Origin of the sequence: Bradyrhizobium sp. 172 (assembly GCF_023101065.1) — a bacterium.
Classification (GTDB): domain Bacteria; phylum Pseudomonadota; class Alphaproteobacteria; order Rhizobiales; family Xanthobacteraceae; genus Bradyrhizobium; species Bradyrhizobium canariense_D.
On record NZ_CP064701.1, the window covers coordinates 1,343,362 to 1,360,663 of the forward strand.

Sequence of the window (17,302 nt, forward strand, 5' to 3'; positions counted from 1 at the left end):
GACCGCAAAATCGGCTAAAACCCCCGCGGTCGTTTTCTGGGTTTCAAGGACATGGTGGAATGAACATTCTTCCCGGCAATTTGCGTTTCGGAGCGGGGCAGCCCGTCAAGCGTTTGGAAGACCAGCGACTGCTCACCGGGAAGGGGCAGTTCATCGACGACAAGCCGGAAGATGGCGCGCTGTGGTTGTACCTGCTGCGCTCGCCGCATGCCCATGCGAAGATCGTCTCGATCGACACCAGCGCCGCCACGGCGATGCCCGGCGTGACCGCGGTCTATACCGGCGCCGACCTCGTCAAGGACGACATCGGCGTCATCCCGACCTTGAGCATCTTCAAGCGCCCCGACGGCAAGCCGATGACGGTGCCGCCACGCCGCCTGCTGGCGCACGAAGTCGTGCGCTATGCCGGCGAGGCCGTGGCCGCCGTGGTGGCCTCCTCGCGTGCCGACGCGCAGGGCGCGGCCGAAGCGATCGTGGTCGAATATGACGTGCAGCCGGCGGTGGTCGATCCGGTCGAGGCGGTCAGGCCCGGCGCGCCCGTGGTGTGGCCGGAGGCCCCCGACAACATCGTCGGCGCGATGGCTTACGGCGATGCCGCCAAGGTGGACGAGGCTTTTGCCAGGGCGGCGCATACCGTCGAGCTCGATCTCGTCAGCCAGCGCCTGGTGCCGTCGGCGATGGAGCCGCGCTCGACCATTGCCGAGATCGACAAGACGTCCGGCCGCCTCCTGCTGCATGTGCAGTCGCAGACGCCTGCCTCGACCCGCGACGTGCTGGCCGAGGCCGTGCTGAAGCGTCCGAAGGACAGCGTTCGCGTGCTGGTCGGCGATATCGGCGGCGGCTTTGGCCAGAAGACCAACCTCTATCCCGAGGACGGCATCGTCGCCTATGCCGCAACCAAGCTGAACAGGAAGATCCGCTGGCGCGGCGACCGCACCGACGAATTCGTCGGTGGCACCCACGGCCGCGATCTTACCTCGACAGCTTCCTTCGCGCTCGACGAGAAGGGCAAGGTGCTGGCCTACCGCGTCAGCTCGATCGGCTGCACCGGCGCATATTCCTCAGGCGCGGCCAACATCATCCCGCTGGTGCTGGGGCCGTTCGTGCAGACCGGCGTCTACGATTTGCCGCTGGTACATTTCGAGGTGAAGTCGGTGATGACCCACACCGCGCCGGTCGGCGCTTATCGCGGTGCGGGCCGCCCGGAGGCCGTGTTCATCGTCGAGCGCCTGTTCGACGCGGCCGCGCGAAAAATCGGCATGGACCCGCGCGCGATCCGGAAAGCCAACTACATCAAGCCGGCGCAACTGCCCTACACCAACGCTGCAGGGCAGGTTTACGATTCCGGCGCCTTCGCGCACATGCTCGATCGTGCCGTGAAGCTTGCGGATTGGGACGGCTTTGCCGCGCGCAAGAAGGCGGCGAAGAAGAAGGGCCTGCTCTACGGCCGCGGGCTCACCTCCTATATCGAATGGACCGGCGGCCGCGCCCACACCGAGAAGGTCAGCCTGCATGCGACCGCGCAGGGCCGCGTCGTCCTGCATTCCGGCACCATGGCGATGGGGCAGGGGTTGCAGACCACCTACACCCAGATGATCTCCGACACGCTCGGCATCCCCATGGACAAGATCGACGTGGTCCAGGGCGACACCGATCTGGCGACGGGCTTCGGCAGCGTCGGCTCGCGTTCGCTGTTCGTCGGCGGCACGGCGGTCGCGGTCTCATCCAACGATCTGATCCAGAAGGCGCGCGAGAAGGCGGCGAACGTGCTGGAGACCTCGATCGAGGACATTGAATATCAGGGCGGCATGCTCACCGTGGTCGGCACCGACCGCCGCATCAGCCTGTTCGACATTGCCGAGAAAGAAGGCGGCGCAAAGCTCAGCGTCGATTCCGAAGGCGAGGTGGACGGTCCGAGCTGGCCGAACGGCACCCATATCTGCGAGGTCGAAATCGATCCCGAGACCGGCGTCTCCAAGGTCGTGCGCTACACCACGGTCGACGACGTCGGTGTCGCGGTGAACCCGATGCTGGTGACGGGACAGATCCATGGCGGTGTGGCGCAGGGTATCGGCCAGGCGCTGTATGAGGGGGTGTCCTATGATGCCGACGGCCAGCTGCTCACCGCGAGCTACCAGGACTATTGCATCCCGCGCGCCGACGACGTTCCGCCGATCGTGGTGACGCTCGACGATTCCGCGCCCTGTCGCACCAATCCGCTCGGCGCCAAGGGCTGCGGCGAATCCGGCGCCATCGGTGGCCCCCCTTGCGTCACCAACGGCGTGATGGATGCGCTCGCCGAGCTCGGCATCACCCAGCTCAACACGCCCCTGACGCCGCAGAAGATCTGGCAGGCGATCCGGGATGCGAAGGTGGGCGGTTAGCGGCCATTGTCGTGCTGGCTGTCGCCACAAATCCAACTCGTCGTCCCGGCCTTCGCCGGGACGACAGTGAGACCGGGACGACAGTGAGAATGTAGCGCCAGTGCCCCTCAGATCCCCAACATCATCTTCGCAATAATATCGCGCTGGATCTCCGAGGTGCCGCCGAAGATCGTATAGGCGCGGCCGTTGAGATATTCCGGCATCACCGTCAGCATCTCCTCCGGCATCGCCGGCTCGTGGTTGAGCTTGTAGAGCGGGCGCATCGGCTCGACCGCGAGGGCGTCATGGCCGATCACGTCGGCGCCGAGCCGGGTCACGGCCTGGCGGATCTCGCTGTTGCGCAGCTTCAGGATCGACGACACCGCACCGGGATTCTGTCCGGTCTGCAGCGCCGACAGCACGCGCAGCTCGGTCATCTCCAGCGCGTCGATGTCGACCTCGACTTCGGAGATGCGCGTCGCGATGTCGGGACTGTCGATCGCGCGGCCCGTCAGATCGGACTCGGCAAGCTCCGCGATCGCCTTCAGCCCCTCGCGCAGCTTCGCCGAGGCGATGCCGGAGCCGCGCTCGAACTCGAGCAGATACTTGCCGTAGGTCCAGCCCTTGCCTTCCTCGCCGACGCGGTTCGCCACGGGAACGCGCACGTCGTCGAAGAATACCTGGTTAACCTCGTGGTCGCCGCCGATGGTGAGGATAGGACGCGTCGTGATGCCCGGTGTCTTCATGTCGATCAGGATGAAGCTGATGCCGTCCTGCTGCCGTGGCCCGTCGCTGGTGCGCACCAGCGCGAACATGCGATTGGCGTGGTGGGCATGCGTGGTCCAGATCTTGGTGCCGTTGATGACGTAGTCGTCGCCATCGCGCACCGCGCGCGTCTTCAGCGAGGAGAGATCGGAGCCGGAGCCCGGCTCGGAATAGCCTTGGCACCAATAATCCTCACCGGACAGAATGCGCGGCAGGTAGAAGTTCTTCTGCTCCGCCGAGCCGAAGCCGATGATGACGGGCCCGACCATCTTCACGCCCATCACATTGACATTGGGCACGCCGGCCCGCGCGCTTTCAGTCTCGAAGATCCAGCGCTGCGCCGGGGTCCAATCCGGCCCGCCATGCTCGACCGGCCAGCCCGGCGCGCCCCAGCCTTGCTTGTGCAGCGTGCGCTGCCAGGCCATGCCGATATCGGGATCGGAGAACACCGACGGCGTCAGCGCCGTCGCGCGCTTCATCTCCTCGGTGAGGTTTCTGGCAATGAAGCCGCGCACCTCGTCCTGGAAGGCGCGCTCCTCGGCATTGAACGACAGGTCCATGATGCGCTCCTTGTATCAGGCCGGCACGCTGGCGCGGCCAAGCCGGGCGTGGCGGCCATAATGGTGGGCGCTGCCGCCGAACAGCGTGTCGAACGCGACCAGCCGCTTGAAATAGGCGCCGACCTCGAGCTCCTCGGTGACGCCCATGCCGCCGTGAAGCTGGATCGACTGCTCGCCGACGAAGCGCGCAGATCTGCCGATCTTCGCCTTCGCGCCCGACGCGGCCCGCGCGCGCTCGACCGGATCGGCGTCGAGCTTCAGCGCGGCGCGCAACGCCATCGAGCGCGCTTCGTCGACCTGCACCGCCATGTCGGCAAGGCGGTGGCGGATCACCTGGTTGGCGGCGAGCGGCCGGCCGAATTGCTTCCGGATTTTTGTGTACTCCAGCGTAGTATCCAGCAGTACCTGCATGATGCCGACGGCCTCGGCGCCAAGCGCAGCCATGGCGCGATCAACAGCCCATTCGATTGCCGGCAGCGCGTCATGCCCGTTGCCGAGCAAGGCATCCTCCGGCAGTTGCACGTCCGACAGCTCGATGTTGCAGGCCCGCCCGCCGCCGAGGCGCTCGTAGTCGGAGATCGCAACACTCGGAGTTGTCGCCTGCACCAGGAACAGGCCGATGCGGCCGGAGGAGCCCTGATGATCATGGATATGCGCGGAGACGATGATCTCGTCGGCGGCGTGGCCATCGAGCACGGCAATCTTGCGACCGGCCAGGCGCCAGCCTTGCGCCGTGCTGTGGGCGGTGGTTGCGACCTTGGCAAGATCGAACCGCGCCGCGCGCTCGGAATGCGCGAGCGCGAGCTTCAACGATCCGTCCGCGATCTTCGGCAGGATGGCCTGCTTCTGCGCCATGCTGCCGCATCGCTCGATCAACGCGGCGCCAAGCACGACCGACGCGATATACGGCTCCGACACAAGCCCGCGGCCGAAGGCTTCCATCAAAATGCCGATCTCGACCGCGCTGCCGCCGAGCCCGCCACACTCCTCCGCGATCGGCAGCGCCAGCCAGCCCAGTTCTGCGAATTGTTTCCACACCGCCGGACTGAAGCCGAGCGGATCGTTCGCCATCTTGCGGCGGTGATCGGCATCGTAGCTTTCGGCCACGAAGCGCTCCGCGCTTTCGCGCAGCAGGCGTTGCTCGTCGCTGAGATTGAGATCCATCCGTCTACTCCGCGGCGGCCGGCGGCTTGCGGACGGAGGGGTGTAGGCCCGATGGATCGACGATCATGCCGAATTCCTGAAGATTATGCGCGTGACAGAGCTGATGCAGCGCAAAGGCCTGGTCGATTGCAGCCGGTTGGCCCATCACGTCAACCGAACGATTCACGGCTTCCTTGGTCAGCTTCAGCGCAAAGGACGGTTTTGACGCGATTTTGCGCGCCAGCGCCAGCACGGCGGATGACAGCTCTGCGCGCGGCACGACCCGGTTGACCATCCCGAGTTGATGCGCCTCCTGCGCGCTCCATGCGTCGGCCGTGAACAGAAATTCCTTGGCCTTGCGCGGGCCGAGCTCCCAGGGATGCACGAACCATTCGACGCCGCAGACACCCATGGTGACCACGGGATCGCAGAACTGCGCATCGCCACTCGCGATGATGAGATCGCAGGCCCAGGCCAGCATCAGGCCGCCGGCGATGCACTTGCCGTGAACCTCTGCAATGGTCGGCTTGGCGAGGTTGCGCCAGCGCCGGGTGATCTGGAGATAGATCTCCTGCTCGCGCGCGAAGCGGCCATGGGCGTTTGCTTCGGCGAAGCCGCCCCAATTTCCGATCGGCGGAAAATCCACGCCCGCTTCATTCTTGCTGCCGGGTCGCAGGTCATGGCCTGAGGAGAAGTGCGGACCATTGCCGGCGAGAATGATCACCTTGACCGCGTCGTCCTGCACCGCCTCGTCGAAGGCGGCGTTGAGATCGTAGGTCATTTGCAGGTTCTGCGCGTTGCGCGCGTCGGGCCGGTTCATCACGACCCGGGCAATCGCCGGCTCCGGCCTCTCCACGAGGATGGTCTCGAACGAGCTCATCGCGTTCCCCTGGCGTTCCCGACCTGGCATTATTGTTCCCTCAAGTTGACTATTACAGCCAGGATTAAGCAAGAGGCTTGCGTACATCGGCTGCTTTTCACAGGCCACGGCCGGGACGCAAGATGTCTGGCATCTCGCGCGCGCAATCTGGTAGCTTGCGCCCGATTCCACCGGGAGAAATTTGATGCGCAAGATCCTGACCGTGCTGGCGGCGCTGGCCTCGTTGAGCCTCACCAATTGCGGCTATAACGCGATCCAGAGCGAGGACGAGCAGATCAAGGCCAATTGGTCCGAGGTCGTGAACCAGTATCAGCGTCGCGCCGATCTCGTGCCCAACCTCGTCAACTCGGTGAAGGGTTTTGCGCAGCAGGAGAAGGACGTGCTGCTCGGCGTCACCAATGCCCGCGCCAAGGTCGGCAGCATCCAGGCGACGCCCGAGGTGCTGAACGATCCCGCCGCATTCCAGAAATTCCAGGCCGCCCAGGGCGAACTCTCCGGCGCGCTGTCGCGGCTGCTCGTGGTCACCGAGAACTACCCCCAGCTCAAGTCGGATGCGCTGTTCAAGGATTTGATGTCGCAGCTCGAAGGCACCGAGAACCGCATCACGGTGGCGCGCAACCGCTACATCAAGGCGGTGCAGGACTATAACGTCACCATCCGTTCGTTCCCGAGCAACGTCACGGCGATGATGTTCGGCTACAAGGAAAAGCCGAACTTCACGGTCGCGAACGAGAAGGAAATCTCGACCGCGCCGAAGGTCGATTTCAATCCGGCGCCCGCGCCGTCGAAGTAAGTGCCTTCGACCCCGATGCATGCCCCACCCACCACCGTCATTCCCCGCGAAGGCGGGGAATCCAGTACGCCGCGGCTTCACGGTTCAATCACTGCTGCCTCTGGAATACTGGATCGCCCGCCTTCGCGGGCGATGACAACGATGTTGTGGCGTGCCGTTTTGGGCTTCTCAGCATTCGTCCTCGTCTTCGCGCTCCTGTTCACCTTTGCGCTCCCCGCCTCAGCCGATGTCGCCGTGCCGCAACTGACCGGCCGCGTGGTCGATCAGACCGGCACGCTCTCCAGCGGCGACATCGCCGCGCTGTCGCAAAAGCTGCAGGACTTCGAGATGCGCAAGGGCAGCCAGATCGCCGTCCTGATCGTGCCGACGACGGACCCGGAGACCATCGAGCAATTCGCGATCCGCGTCGCGGAGGCCTGGAAGATCGGACGCAAGAAGGTCGACGACGGCGCCATCCTCGTTGTGGCCAAGAACGACCGGCATTTGCGCATCGAGGTCGGTTACGGCCTCGAGGGCGCGCTCACCGACGTCACGTCGCGGCGCATCATCGATGAAGCCATCACGCCGAAATTCAGGAGCGGCGATTTCGCCGGCGGCATCACGGCGGGCGTCGACCGCATGATCCGCGTCATCGACGGCGAGCCGCTGCCGACGCCCTCGCGCAGCGTGAATTTCGGCGATTGGAACGACGTCGAGCCGCTTTTCTACTTCCTGCTGTTCGGCCCGCTGGTCATCGGAGGCATCCTGCGCTCCATGTTCGGGCGGCTGTTCGGTTCGGGAATAACGGGAGCGATCGTTGGTGTCCTCGCCTGGTTCGTGATCGGCTCAGCGGTCATCGGACTGGGCGTCGGTGTGCTCGGCGCTGTCCTGACGTTTATCGCCGATCTGTTTGGGGCGGGATCGGGCACGGGGTCCTCGCGTCGTGGCTCGTGGTCGAGCGGCTCGTCATCCGGCGGCTGGAGCAGCGGGTCGTCGTCGAGCGGCGGCTTCAGCGGTGGTGGCGGCAGTTTTGGCGGCGGCGGCGCCTCGGGGAGCTGGTAGGTCATGAGCATCAGGCGCATCACCCGGCATCTGCTCCAGCACCATTGGCGTGCCAAGCAGGTGTTCCCGAAGGGCGTGCTCGGCCGCATCGAGCAGGCGATCAAGCGCGGCGAAGCCAGCCATTCCGGCCAGCTCCGCTTCGTGGTGGAAGGCGCGCTCGACGGCGGCCCGCTGTTTCGCAACCAGCCGGCGCGCGAGCGCGCGCTTGACGTGTTCTCGCAACTGCGCATCTGGGACACCGCGCACAACAATGGTGTCCTGATCTATCTCCTGCTCGCCGACCGCGATGTCGAGATCATCGCCGACCGCGGTATCGATGCGAAGGTTGGTGGCGAGCGTTGGGAGAGCATCTGCCGCGCCATGGAAGTCGAGTTCAGGTCGGGGCAGTTCGAGCGCGGCGTGATCGGCGGCATCGAGGCGGTGTCCCGGGAGCTGACAAAGCACTTTCCGTCAAGCGGCCCGCACCCCAACGAGCTGCCGGATGCACCGGTGCTGATGTGACGGACAGTGATGTGGACAGAGCGGGCGTCATCCACGCCCGTCGTTGACCACGTGGGGGCGGCAGACCCTGTCCGTTGCGCGGCCGTTCATCTTCGCCCGGTTACAAATTGCTTCATACCCGCCACACCGGTTCCACGTTCCCGGCCCAATTCGGCCCCGGATGACTCCCTAAAATTTCGGTAAGCGGGTCCCGAAGTAAGGATTTCGCAAGCAATGAAAGTTACCAAAAGGTCAATCCAGAGTGGAGTATTTGAGCTGTGAGCGAACCAATGGCTGAGCAGGCTGCCCAAACGACCGGTGAGCAGACGAGCGTCGTCGAAGCCGCCGCGACCGCGCCGCAGGCCGTCGAGTCTGCGGGAATCGAGGCCCCTTCGATTGCCCCTGACCACGAGGCGCCGCCCAAGCCTGATCCGATCGAGATTGAGCCGCCGCGGATCGAGGTGCCGAAGTTCGAGGCCCAGGTTGAGCCCAAAGCCGAGACCAAGTCCGAGCCAAAGCCCGGCAAGCTCATCGTCATGGCACCCGCAGAGCGGTCCTGGGACCGTGAGGAGTTTGCGCCGCATGTGAAGGCGGACGAGCCGCGCGAGAGCGGCGGCGCGCGCCGCCTGTCGGCGATGGCCGCGGTAGTGGCGATTGCAGCCAGTGTCGGCGCCATCAGCGGCGCGCTCGCGACCGCAGGGATGATGCACTTCGCAAGCTCCGCGCCGGCACAGGTTGCCGACACCAGCGCGCTGGAATCCTCGGTCGCCCGGATTGATGCCGATGTCGTCGCGCTCAAAGCCAACGTCGAGCATACCTCCAAGACCGGCCTCGGCCAGTTCAACCGGACCAACGACCGCCTCGACAAGCTCGAGAAGGCGCAGGCCGAGCCAATGGCCAAGATCGCAAAGCTGTCCGAGACGGTCGACAAGCTCCGCGCCACCCCGCCCGCGGCGCCCGTCCAGGCCGCAGCCGCCGTGCCCGCCAAGGAGACCACTGGTTCGATCGCACCGACCCAGGTTGCAACCGCCGCAGCTGCGCCGGCTCCCGTCGCACCCAAGACCGAGGTCGGCCGGTTGCCGACGGTCGAAGGCTGGGTGCTGCGCGACGTCTCCAACGGCGGCGCACTGGTCGAGGGCCGCGGTGGCCTCTACGAGGTGTATGCCGGTGACCCCATCCCAGGGGTTGGCCGTGTCGATGCGATCCGCCGTCAGGACGGCCGCTGGGTCGTCGTCACCAGCAAGGGGCTGATCGTCGCGCGCTGAGCGGCCCATATCCGATTTCCGAAAAGGCGCTTCACCACGATGTGAAGCGCCTTTTTGCTTGAATAGCCGTCCCTGCGCGGTGTTACCTGAGGCATGAGCCGCGCCTTGCGAATTCTCGTTGCCGCCGCCGTATTTTTCGGCGGCATCGTGTCGTTGTTGGCCGCGGAGAACGCGCAACTGGCACGCGGCACGGCGATCACCGATCCCGATCTCCTGCGCGAGCTCGACCAGCACGATGCGCTCACGATCTCGCGCCTGTTGTGGCCGGAGCGGAACGCGAACTTTCCGCTGACGACCGATCTGATGTTTTCGTGGTTGTCGCAGCTCAAGGAGATTCCTCCCGCGATCGAGGCGGAGATCGATCGCTACGTCGCCCAGCAGAAGGCGGCATATCCGACCGAGACCATCGGCGTCGGCGAGGGCTTCGACGTACAATTGTTCGATCGCGCCAATCTGAAATCCCGCGACACCCGTTTCGTGCTGGCCGGCATCGTCAACCGCATGGACCGGGCCTATGTCTCGGAAGACTCCTGCGGCGAGATCAGGCTGATCTATCGTCTTGTGCGTTTCGAGACCAAACCGGATGGCGGCAGGACAGCCACGCGGCTGCCGATGACGCTCAATCTGGTGATGAAGGCGCGCGACGTGCGCCAGATGGACGGGAACGGCAAGCCGATCACCTGCGCCGAGGTCGCGCGACGCTGGCTCGGCAATGGCGACTGGCAGGGGCTGATCGGCAGCGACTTCTTCCCTTACGATGCGATGCTCGATCGCATCGAGACCAACATTCAGATCTCAGTTGCGGCGAAATCGGCGCTGCACGATTTCCGCTCCGACTATCTGCTCAAGGTGTTCAAGTACGACGCCGCCTCGAAGACGTTCGAGGAATCGACGCTGGAGAACCAGATCGACCGCGACCGCATTCTCGCTGACAATGATCTCCGGCGCGACTTCAGGGATTGGCTGCTCGCGCCCGATCATCTTCGCGACTTCGATCGCGGTACGGTGCTGATCCCCGAGAAATTCCTGGCCAAGGCTGCAATCGTGCCGACGCCAGCCGGCCTCGATGCTTCTCCGTTGCAGCCGGAGTTCGGGATGGTGCAAGGGGAGCGCAACGGAGAGGGACAGGGCGAGCCGGTCTTCTCCGACAACGATGTGGTTGGTGCGTTGAAGCAAGCTGCTGCGCGCGGGGACATCCAGAACGTCCGCTCGGTCGCGGGCTTCCAGCGCCGCCTCAATGACGTCACCTGCGCCGGCTGCCACCAGACCCGCGGCATCGGCGGCTTTCACTTCCCGGGCGTTGATTGGCTTGCGGACAAGCCGTCCAACTTGACCATCGTGCCGGCCTCGCCGCATTTTCTTGGCGACCAGGTCCGCCGCCGTGACATCCTGACCGCGATGGCCGCAGGCAAACGTCCTGATTTCTCACGTGGATTTGCCAGCCGGCCGCAGACCCGCGGCAGCACTGAGCTGGCGGGGACCGAATATCAGGACGGCTGGGGCGCGCATTGTTCCCTGGAAAATGCGGGATCGCGATCGACCGACAGGAGTTTTACGTCATGGAGCTGTGCTAAAGGATTGACCTGTCAGGCTGCCGCGGCTTCGCGCCGCATCGGCATGTGCTTCATCAAGACGCGTTAGGCTGTCTCGAACCGGTTTGGATGACCCATGACGGACTCCAGCGAAGCCAACAAGGAGCGCAATCGCGAGATCGCGCAGAATGAAGAGGCCAAGCAGGTTACCGGCAGCATCCGCGTCAGCACCTGGGCGGTCGCGGTCGTCGTCATCATCGGCGGAATCCTGTTCACGCTCGGCTGGCTGGCGCTGAAGTAGCCGCGCCCTCACTTCGCGTAATTCGTCATCCGCTTGCCGGGCAGCAGCTCGTAGGCCGGCTGCCAGCCGGGCAGTGTGGCCATGCGGCCAAGCCAGGCGTGAATGGCGGGATAGCTTTCCGCGAAGTCGAAGCCGTGCTCGTCGCTCGGATAATGCAGATAGGCCATCATCGAGATATCGGCGACGGTCGGCCTGGTTCCGATCGCGAATTCGTTGTGCTGGAGATGACCGTCGAGAATGCCGAGAAAGTCTTCGAGCCGCCTGCGAAAATGTTTCAGCACCTGCGGATCGTTGCTTTGCGTGAAGGCGCGCATGAAGCGGTAGGTCGCCATGTAGCCGGTGAGCTTGTGGTTGTCCCAGAACAGCCAGCGCAGCAGCTCGAACTTTTCCTCCTCGGTCTCGGCGCCGAAACGCCCGTGCTGCTCGGCAAGCTTGAGCAGGAGAGGCGCGGTCTGCGTCATCTTCACACCGTCGACTTCGAGCACGGGAATCTCACCCATCTCGTTCACGCTCTTGCGCCATTCCGGCGTGCGCGTGACGCCGCCGCCAAAATCGGTCCAGACCGGCTCGAACCTCTCGCCGCAAAGCGTCAGCATCAGCCCCAGCTTGTAGCTGTTGCCGGATTCGGGGAAGTAGTGCAGGCGGTAGCTGGGCATGGGACCTCGCGATGACTGTGATTGTTGAAGCGATCTACGTCGTCGTCCCGGCGAAGGCCGGGACCCATAACCACCGAACGCAGTTTGGCGAAGATTTGGAGTTATCAGCTTCGTTCGACCTCTTCCTCTCTGGGATATGGGTCCCGGCCTTCGCCGGGACGACAGCGTGGATGTATGACCGCTGTCGGCTCCTTACCCCACAGCCCCCTGCGACCGCAGCTGCTTGATCGCGGCGTCATCGTATCCCGCGCCGCGCAAAATTTCGTCACTGTGCTCGCCGACGTCGGGCGGCTTGCGCGGCTGCACTTTCTTGGCGCCGTCGATCCAGATCGGGCTGGAGATGGTGAGCATGGTGTCGTTTTCGAATGGCACTAGAACTTCGTTGTCAAGCATCTGCTTGTCGTTCGGGATGTCGTCCAGGATGCCGACGATGCCGAACACGAGACCGTTGCCGTCGAGGATCTTGCGCCATTCGGCGAGATCCTTGGTCGCAAAGGTCTCGTCAAAGATCTTGATCAGCTCGACGGAGCGGGCGTGGCGGTCGGGCTTGGTGGCAAAGCGCGGGTCGGTGATGAGATCTTCGCGGCCGAGACACCTGGCCAGCGTCGGAAACTGTTTCTCTTCGCTCAGCAGTGACAGGATCAGCCAGCGGCCGTCCTTGCACTGGTAGTGGTTGGCGACCGCGTTCAACGCGCGTTCGCGCGGCCGCCGCTCGGCGAACTTGGCGCCGCAGAGCTTTGCCTGCGCCAGCACGCTCGCAGCCCACACGCCGTTCGCCATCAGATTGGAGGCGACGTGCGAGCCCTTGCCGGTCTTCTCGCGCTGGTACAGCGCGGTGACGATCGCGCCGTAGAATGCCATGGCGCAGGGATGGTCGCCCATGCCGGCGACCGAGCGGGCTGGCGTCGTGTCGGTGTCGGCGCGGACGAGGTCCATCAGGCCGGAGCGCGCCCAATAGGCGTTGCTGTCGAAGCCGGGCTTGTTGGCCTCTTCGCCTTTCTCGCCATAACCGGTGAACGAGGCGTAGATCAGGCGATCATTGAGATGGGCGAGATGGTCATAGGTGATGCCGAGCTTGGTGCGCACCGGCGGCGGCATGTTGGTGATGAAGACGTCGGCCTCTTCGACCAGCTTGTAGAGCACGGCCTGCGCCTCGGGCTTTGCGAGGTCGAGCGCGATGCTCTTCTTGTTGCGGGCCTCCAGCAGCCAGGCGAAATTGTGCTCGCTGGTCGGATAGCCCGGAATGTTGGGCAGATTGCGGTAGGGATCGCCGGCGCCGGGCGGCTCGATCTTGACGACTTCGGCGCCGAAATCCGACAGCACGGTCGCGGCCGCTGGTGCTGCGATGAAACTCGCGCAATCCAGCACCTTGAGCCCTGCAAAAATGCCCTTTTCCATTGCGGCGTTGCTCCCTCACTCGTGTTGTATCCCGCGCGCTGGAATTGGCGAGGGCCACGTCACGGCAGCATTAGACCGATGTTTCGGCGGGATGCAACGCTCCTCGCCGCGCCTCACTCATCCCCTGCGAGCAGGGCAGCATTGCCGCCGGCTGCTGCGGTGTTGATCGTCACGGTCTGCTCGGTCGCAAAGCGCGCGAGGTAGTGCGGGCCGCCGGCTTTCGGGCCGGTTCCGGACAGGCCGTTGCCGCCGAACGGCTGCACGCCAACCACGGCACCGATCATGTTGCGGTTGACGTAGATGTTGCCGATCTGGACGCGGTCGACGATCGCCTCGATCGTATCGTCAATGCGGGAGTGGATGCCGAGCGTCAGCCCGTAGCCGGTGCGCTCGATCGCTTGCAGGACGCGTTCGAGATTTTCCGCACGATAGCGCACGACGTGGAGGATCGGGCCGAACACCTCCTCGGTGAGCTGGCCGGCATCCCCAAGCTCGAAGATGTGCGGCGCCACGAAGCAGCCCTCCGGCGCGGTGCCGGCAAAGTGCAGCCGCGCCTCTCTCTTCATGCGTGCGATGTGCGCATCGAGGCGCTGCTTGGCCTCGACATCGATCACCGGCCCGATATGGGTCGCGACGTCGCTTGGATCGCCGATCTTCAACTCGCGCGCCGCGCCCGCGATCATCTCGATCATGCGGTCGGCTACGTCCTCCTGCACGAACAGCAGCCGCAGCGCCGAGCAGCGCTGGCCGGCGGAACGAAACGCCGAGGTGACGACGTCGTCCGCGACCTGCTCTGGCAACGCGGTCGCATCCGCGATCATGGTGTTGATGCCGCCGGTCTCCGCGATCAGCGGCACGATCGGCCCGTCCTTGGCTGCCAGCGCCCGGTTGATGCTGCGCGCGACCTCGGTCGATCCGGTGAAGACGATTCCACCGATATCGGGGTGCGCGGCCAGTGCGGCGCCGATGCGGCCGTCGCCAGTGACGAGGTGCAATGCGCTTGCGGGGATGCCGGCCTCGTGCAGCAGCCGCACCGCCTCGACCGCGATGCGCGGGGTCTGCTCTGCGGGCTTGGCCACCACGCTGTTGCCGGCCATCAGCGCCGCCGTGACCTGGCCGAGGAAGATCGCCAGCGGAAAATTCCATGGCGAGATTGCCACGAAGACGCCGCGGCCGCGCATGGCCAGCGCATTGCTCTCGCCGGTCGGGCCCGGCATCGCCACATCGTTGCCGAACAGCTTGCGACCCTGCGCGGCATAATAGCGGCAGAAGTCGGTGGCCTCGCGCAGCTCCGACAGCGCATCGTCGAGCGTCTTGCCGCCCTCGCGTTGCAGCAGCGCTATGAAATGGGGCGCGCGGTTCTCCAGAAGATGCGCGGCCTGCTCCAGCGCCGCCGCGCGCGTGGCTGCGGGTGTCCGGCTCCAGGCGGCAAAGCCGGCGCGCGCCGCAGCCACTGCCGCATTGGCCTGATCCGGCGTTGCGTCCGCGATCGGCTTGAGGTCGATCGTCTCGGCTTTGACCTCCGTCAGCAACCGGTCGAGCGCGGCGCGCGCGCCGAATTCGACGCCGCGCGAATTGCGCCGCTCGGGCGCGAACAGGTCGCCCGGCAACGGAATCTTGGGATGGGCCGCGTGCTGCGGCCGGACGATGGCATCCGCCGGGCGCTGCAACAGCGCCGTAACCGGCACGCGATAATCGGACGCTTGCGCCACGAAGGAGGAGTTGGCGCCGTTCTCCAACAGTCGCCGCACCAGATAGGCGAGCAGGTCGCGATGGCTGCCGACCGGGGCGTAGGTGCGGTAGGCGATGTCCGGGTGATCCTTGGCGAGCTGCTCGTAGAGCGCCTCGCCCATGCCGTGCAGGCGCTGGAATTCGAAGCCGCCGTTCGCACCGGCAAGCTCCAGCACGGTCGCGACGCTCAGCGCGTTATGGGTGGCGAATTGCGGGAAGATGCGTGGCCGCAGACTCAACAGCTTTTGAGCGCAGGCGACGTAGTTCAGATCCGTCATCGCCTTGCGGGTGAACACGGGATAGCCGTCGAGCCCGCGCTCCTGCGCGCGCTTGATCTCGGTGTCCCAATAGGCGCCCTTGACCAGCCGCACCATCAGCTTGCGGTCGTGCGCCCGGGCGAGCGCATCGACATAGTCGATCACGTCGCCGGCGCGCTTCTGATAGGCCTGGATCGCGAGGCCAAATCCGTCCCAACCGGCAAGCGAGGGATCGGCGAGCGTTGCCGCAATCACGTCGAGGGACAATTCCAGCCGGTCGGCTTCCTCGGCGTCGACGGTGAAGTTGAGATCATGGACCTTGGCGCGCTGCGCCAGGTCCAGCAGTTGCGGCACCAGCTCGGCCATCACACCGTCGCGGCTGATTGCCTCGAAGCGCGGATGCAGCGCCGACAGCTTGACGGAGATGCCGGGCCGATCGGGCAGGGGATGGCTGCCCGCCGCCTTGCCGATAGTCAGAATCGCGCTGGCATAGGCGTCGAAATATCGCCTTGCGTCGGTGGCGGTGCGGGCGCCTTCGCCGAGCATGTCGAAGGAATAGCGCTGCCTCTCGCCGGAGCGCGGCCGGGCCCGCTCCAAGGCCTGCGCGATGGTCTCCCCCAGCACGAAATGATTTCCCATCAGCCGCATCGCCTGGCGCGTGGCGGTGCGCACGGCGGGTGCGCCCAGCCGCTTCACCAGCCGGCCGATGGTGCCATCGGGCGTCTCGCCGGGCTGGATCACCCGCGCCGAGAGGCCCAATGCCCAGGCCGAGGCGTTGACCAGGAAGGCGGTGGACTTGGTCTCGTGGTGGATGAAGTCGCCCTCGCCGAGCTTGTCCTCGATGAACTGGTCGGCGGTGCGCGCGTCCGGCACGCGCAACAGGGCCTCGGCCAGCACCATCAAGGCCAGCCCTTCCTTGGTCGAGAGCGCAAATTCCCGCAGCATATCCTCGACTCCACCAAGCCGGTCGTCGCGCTTGCGGATGGCTTCGATCAGCCGCGTCGCGGTGCGATCGATCCGCGCCTCCTGCGGCGGGCCGAGATGCACAGATGGCAAAAGGCGCGCGGCGATATCGGCGTCATCGGGCGCGTAGGCGGCGGAGAAGGGAGGCGGAATGTTCGGCATGGCGTGTCCTGTGGCTTCAATTCAGGATAATGCCCACGCTACCTTAGCTCGATAGACAATTTAGCTCATTCGGCTTAGAAAATGAAGTCGCCCAGTCATTTGACCTTACGGAATATGGAATTAGATCGAACCGACCGGAAGATCCTCTCGATTTTGCAGCAGGACGGGCGAATCGCCAATGTCGAGCTCGCGGAGCGCATTGGGCTGTCGCCGACCTCGATCGGCGAACGGCTGAAGCGTTTGCAGCGAGAGGGCTTTATCGAGGGCTATGGCGCGCGGCTAAACCCGCACCGGCTCGGCCTCGGCCTCCTGGTGTTTGTCGAAGTGCTGCTCGACAAGACCACGCCCGACAATTTCGAGCGTTTTGCCCGCGCGGTGAAGCTGGCGCCCGAGGTGCTGGAGTGTCACATGGTCGCCGGCGGCTTCGACTATCTTGTGAAGGCGCGGCTGGCAGACATGGCTGCGTATCGGCGCTTCCTCGGCGAGACCTTGCTGTCGATGCCCGGCGTGCGCGAAACGCGAACCTATGCGGTGATGGAGGAGATCAAGCGCGACGCACCATTGCCGGTGGACTAACGAAGTGCCGTCGCGATTGTCATTGCTGTGGCGTCCAATGGGCGGTCTTCGCGGGCAAATAGTTCTCCCTGTGCAATCGCAACGCCTGTCGTCGAGTGCACTGACCGTTTCTAAAATTTCTTGGCCCGGCTCCCGGATCGATCCGGGAGTTAGCAAAAGCCGGCGGGCTTATACTTTGAGGTTCTCTGCGGAGCTTTTGCCTCGGTTTGCGATCTCTTCATATTCAACCGTCTGTCCTTCGTTCAGGGACGACAGACCGGCTTTCTGCACTGCCGAGATATGCACGAACACATCCTTGCCGCCCGACGCAGGCTGGATAAATCCATAACCCTTCGTCGGGTTGAACCACTTGACCGTACCTTTAGCCATCACGACTTCTCCGCGGGTCTTCCTCCGAGATCTCGAACCGCCAGTCCCCGCCAACCGGCCGGTTCGG

15 protein-coding genes are annotated in these 17,302 nt (G+C 64.8%); 8 read left to right on the forward strand and 7 right to left on the reverse strand.

The features are described from left to right. Nucleotides 1-59 precede the first annotated feature (59 nt). Nucleotides 60-2,384, forward strand: a complete 2,325-nt coding sequence (locus IVB07_RS06410; protein WP_085349579.1) for a xanthine dehydrogenase family protein molybdopterin-binding subunit — start codon at nucleotides 60-62, stop codon at nucleotides 2,382-2,384. A 107-nt stretch (nucleotides 2,385-2,491) separates the two neighbouring features. Here IVB07_RS06410 and IVB07_RS06415 read toward each other — a convergent pair whose 3' ends face one another. Genes IVB07_RS06415 through IVB07_RS06425 form a run of 3 tightly spaced genes read right to left on the reverse strand, consistent with a single transcriptional unit; the run spans nucleotide 2,492 to nucleotide 5,711 of the window. Further along, nucleotides 2,492-3,688: an acyl-CoA dehydrogenase family protein gene (locus IVB07_RS06415; RefSeq protein WP_204512298.1), complete on the reverse strand. Its 1,197-nt coding sequence runs from the start codon at nucleotides 3,686-3,688 to the stop codon at nucleotides 2,492-2,494. A 15-nt stretch (nucleotides 3,689-3,703) separates the two neighbouring features. Next, entirely contained in the window at nucleotides 3,704-4,852 is a 1,149-nt protein-coding gene (locus IVB07_RS06420; protein WP_085360485.1) for an acyl-CoA dehydrogenase, read from the reverse strand. A gap of 4 nt (nucleotides 4,853-4,856) precedes the next feature. Beyond that, nucleotides 4,857-5,711: an enoyl-CoA hydratase gene (locus tag IVB07_RS06425; RefSeq protein WP_204512297.1), complete on the reverse strand. Its 855-nt coding sequence runs from the start codon at nucleotides 5,709-5,711 to the stop codon at nucleotides 4,857-4,859. Between the two features lie 184 nt (nucleotides 5,712-5,895). On the opposite strand from IVB07_RS06425, the gene IVB07_RS06430 reads away from it, so the two are divergent. From IVB07_RS06430 to IVB07_RS06455, 6 genes are all read left to right on the forward strand, one after another. Beyond that, nucleotides 5,896-6,504: a LemA family protein gene (locus tag IVB07_RS06430; RefSeq protein ID WP_018453665.1), complete on the forward strand. Its 609-nt coding sequence runs from the start codon at nucleotides 5,896-5,898 to the stop codon at nucleotides 6,502-6,504. Between the two features lie 132 nt (nucleotides 6,505-6,636). Next, on the forward strand, nucleotides 6,637-7,545 hold the full coding sequence (locus IVB07_RS06435) for a YgcG family protein (protein ID WP_085349575.1): 909 nt from the start codon (nucleotides 6,637-6,639) through the stop codon (nucleotides 7,543-7,545). A gap of 3 nt (nucleotides 7,546-7,548) precedes the next feature. Beyond that, a complete protein-coding gene (locus IVB07_RS06440) occupies nucleotides 7,549-8,046 on the forward strand; it encodes a TPM domain-containing protein (protein WP_018453667.1) in 498 nt (165 codons plus the stop codon). Nucleotides 8,047-8,315: 269 nt separating this feature from the next. Then, the gene (locus IVB07_RS06445) at nucleotides 8,316-9,290 is read left to right on the forward strand and encodes a hypothetical protein (protein WP_018453668.1); all 975 of its coding nucleotides are present in this window, start codon (nucleotides 8,316-8,318) and stop codon (nucleotides 9,288-9,290) included. 93 nt (nucleotides 9,291-9,383) lie between these two features. After that, nucleotides 9,384-10,931, forward strand: a complete 1,548-nt coding sequence (locus IVB07_RS06450) for a hypothetical protein (protein ID WP_247296117.1) — start codon at nucleotides 9,384-9,386, stop codon at nucleotides 10,929-10,931. A gap of 27 nt (nucleotides 10,932-10,958) precedes the next feature. After that, nucleotides 10,959-11,123 carry a hypothetical protein gene (locus IVB07_RS06455; RefSeq protein WP_007596528.1) on the forward strand — a complete coding sequence of 55 codons (165 nt, stop codon included), beginning with the start codon at nucleotides 10,959-10,961 and terminating at the stop codon, nucleotides 11,121-11,123. A gap of 8 nt (nucleotides 11,124-11,131) precedes the next feature. Here IVB07_RS06455 and IVB07_RS06460 read toward each other — a convergent pair whose 3' ends face one another. The 3 genes from IVB07_RS06460 to putA all read right to left on the reverse strand — a co-directional run bounded on the left by IVB07_RS06460 (nucleotide 11,132) and on the right by putA (nucleotide 16,290). Next, a complete protein-coding gene (locus IVB07_RS06460) occupies nucleotides 11,132-11,779 on the reverse strand; it encodes a glutathione S-transferase family protein (RefSeq protein WP_018453670.1) in 648 nt (215 codons plus the stop codon). A gap of 192 nt (nucleotides 11,780-11,971) precedes the next feature. Beyond that, nucleotides 11,972-13,177: a CoA transferase gene (locus IVB07_RS06465; protein WP_018453671.1), complete on the reverse strand. Its 1,206-nt coding sequence runs from the start codon at nucleotides 13,175-13,177 to the stop codon at nucleotides 11,972-11,974. A gap of 113 nt (nucleotides 13,178-13,290) precedes the next feature. Continuing rightward, nucleotides 13,291-16,290 carry a bifunctional proline dehydrogenase/L-glutamate gamma-semialdehyde dehydrogenase PutA gene (putA, locus tag IVB07_RS06470; protein WP_018453672.1) on the reverse strand — a complete coding sequence of 1,000 codons (3,000 nt, stop codon included), beginning with the start codon at nucleotides 16,288-16,290 and terminating at the stop codon, nucleotides 13,291-13,293. 114 nt (nucleotides 16,291-16,404) lie between these two features. Here putA and IVB07_RS06475 point away from each other — a divergent pair, with 114 nt between their 5' ends. Beyond that, nucleotides 16,405-16,866 (forward strand): Lrp/AsnC ligand binding domain-containing protein, encoded by a 462-nt coding sequence (locus IVB07_RS06475; RefSeq protein WP_018453673.1) that lies wholly within the window; start codon nucleotides 16,405-16,407, stop codon nucleotides 16,864-16,866. Nucleotides 16,867-17,034: 168 nt separating this feature from the next. Here IVB07_RS06475 and IVB07_RS06480 read toward each other — a convergent pair whose 3' ends face one another. Beyond that, a complete protein-coding gene (locus IVB07_RS06480; RefSeq protein WP_007596519.1) occupies nucleotides 17,035-17,235 on the reverse strand; it encodes a cold shock domain-containing protein in 201 nt (66 codons plus the stop codon). Nucleotides 17,236-17,302 lie beyond the last annotated feature (67 nt).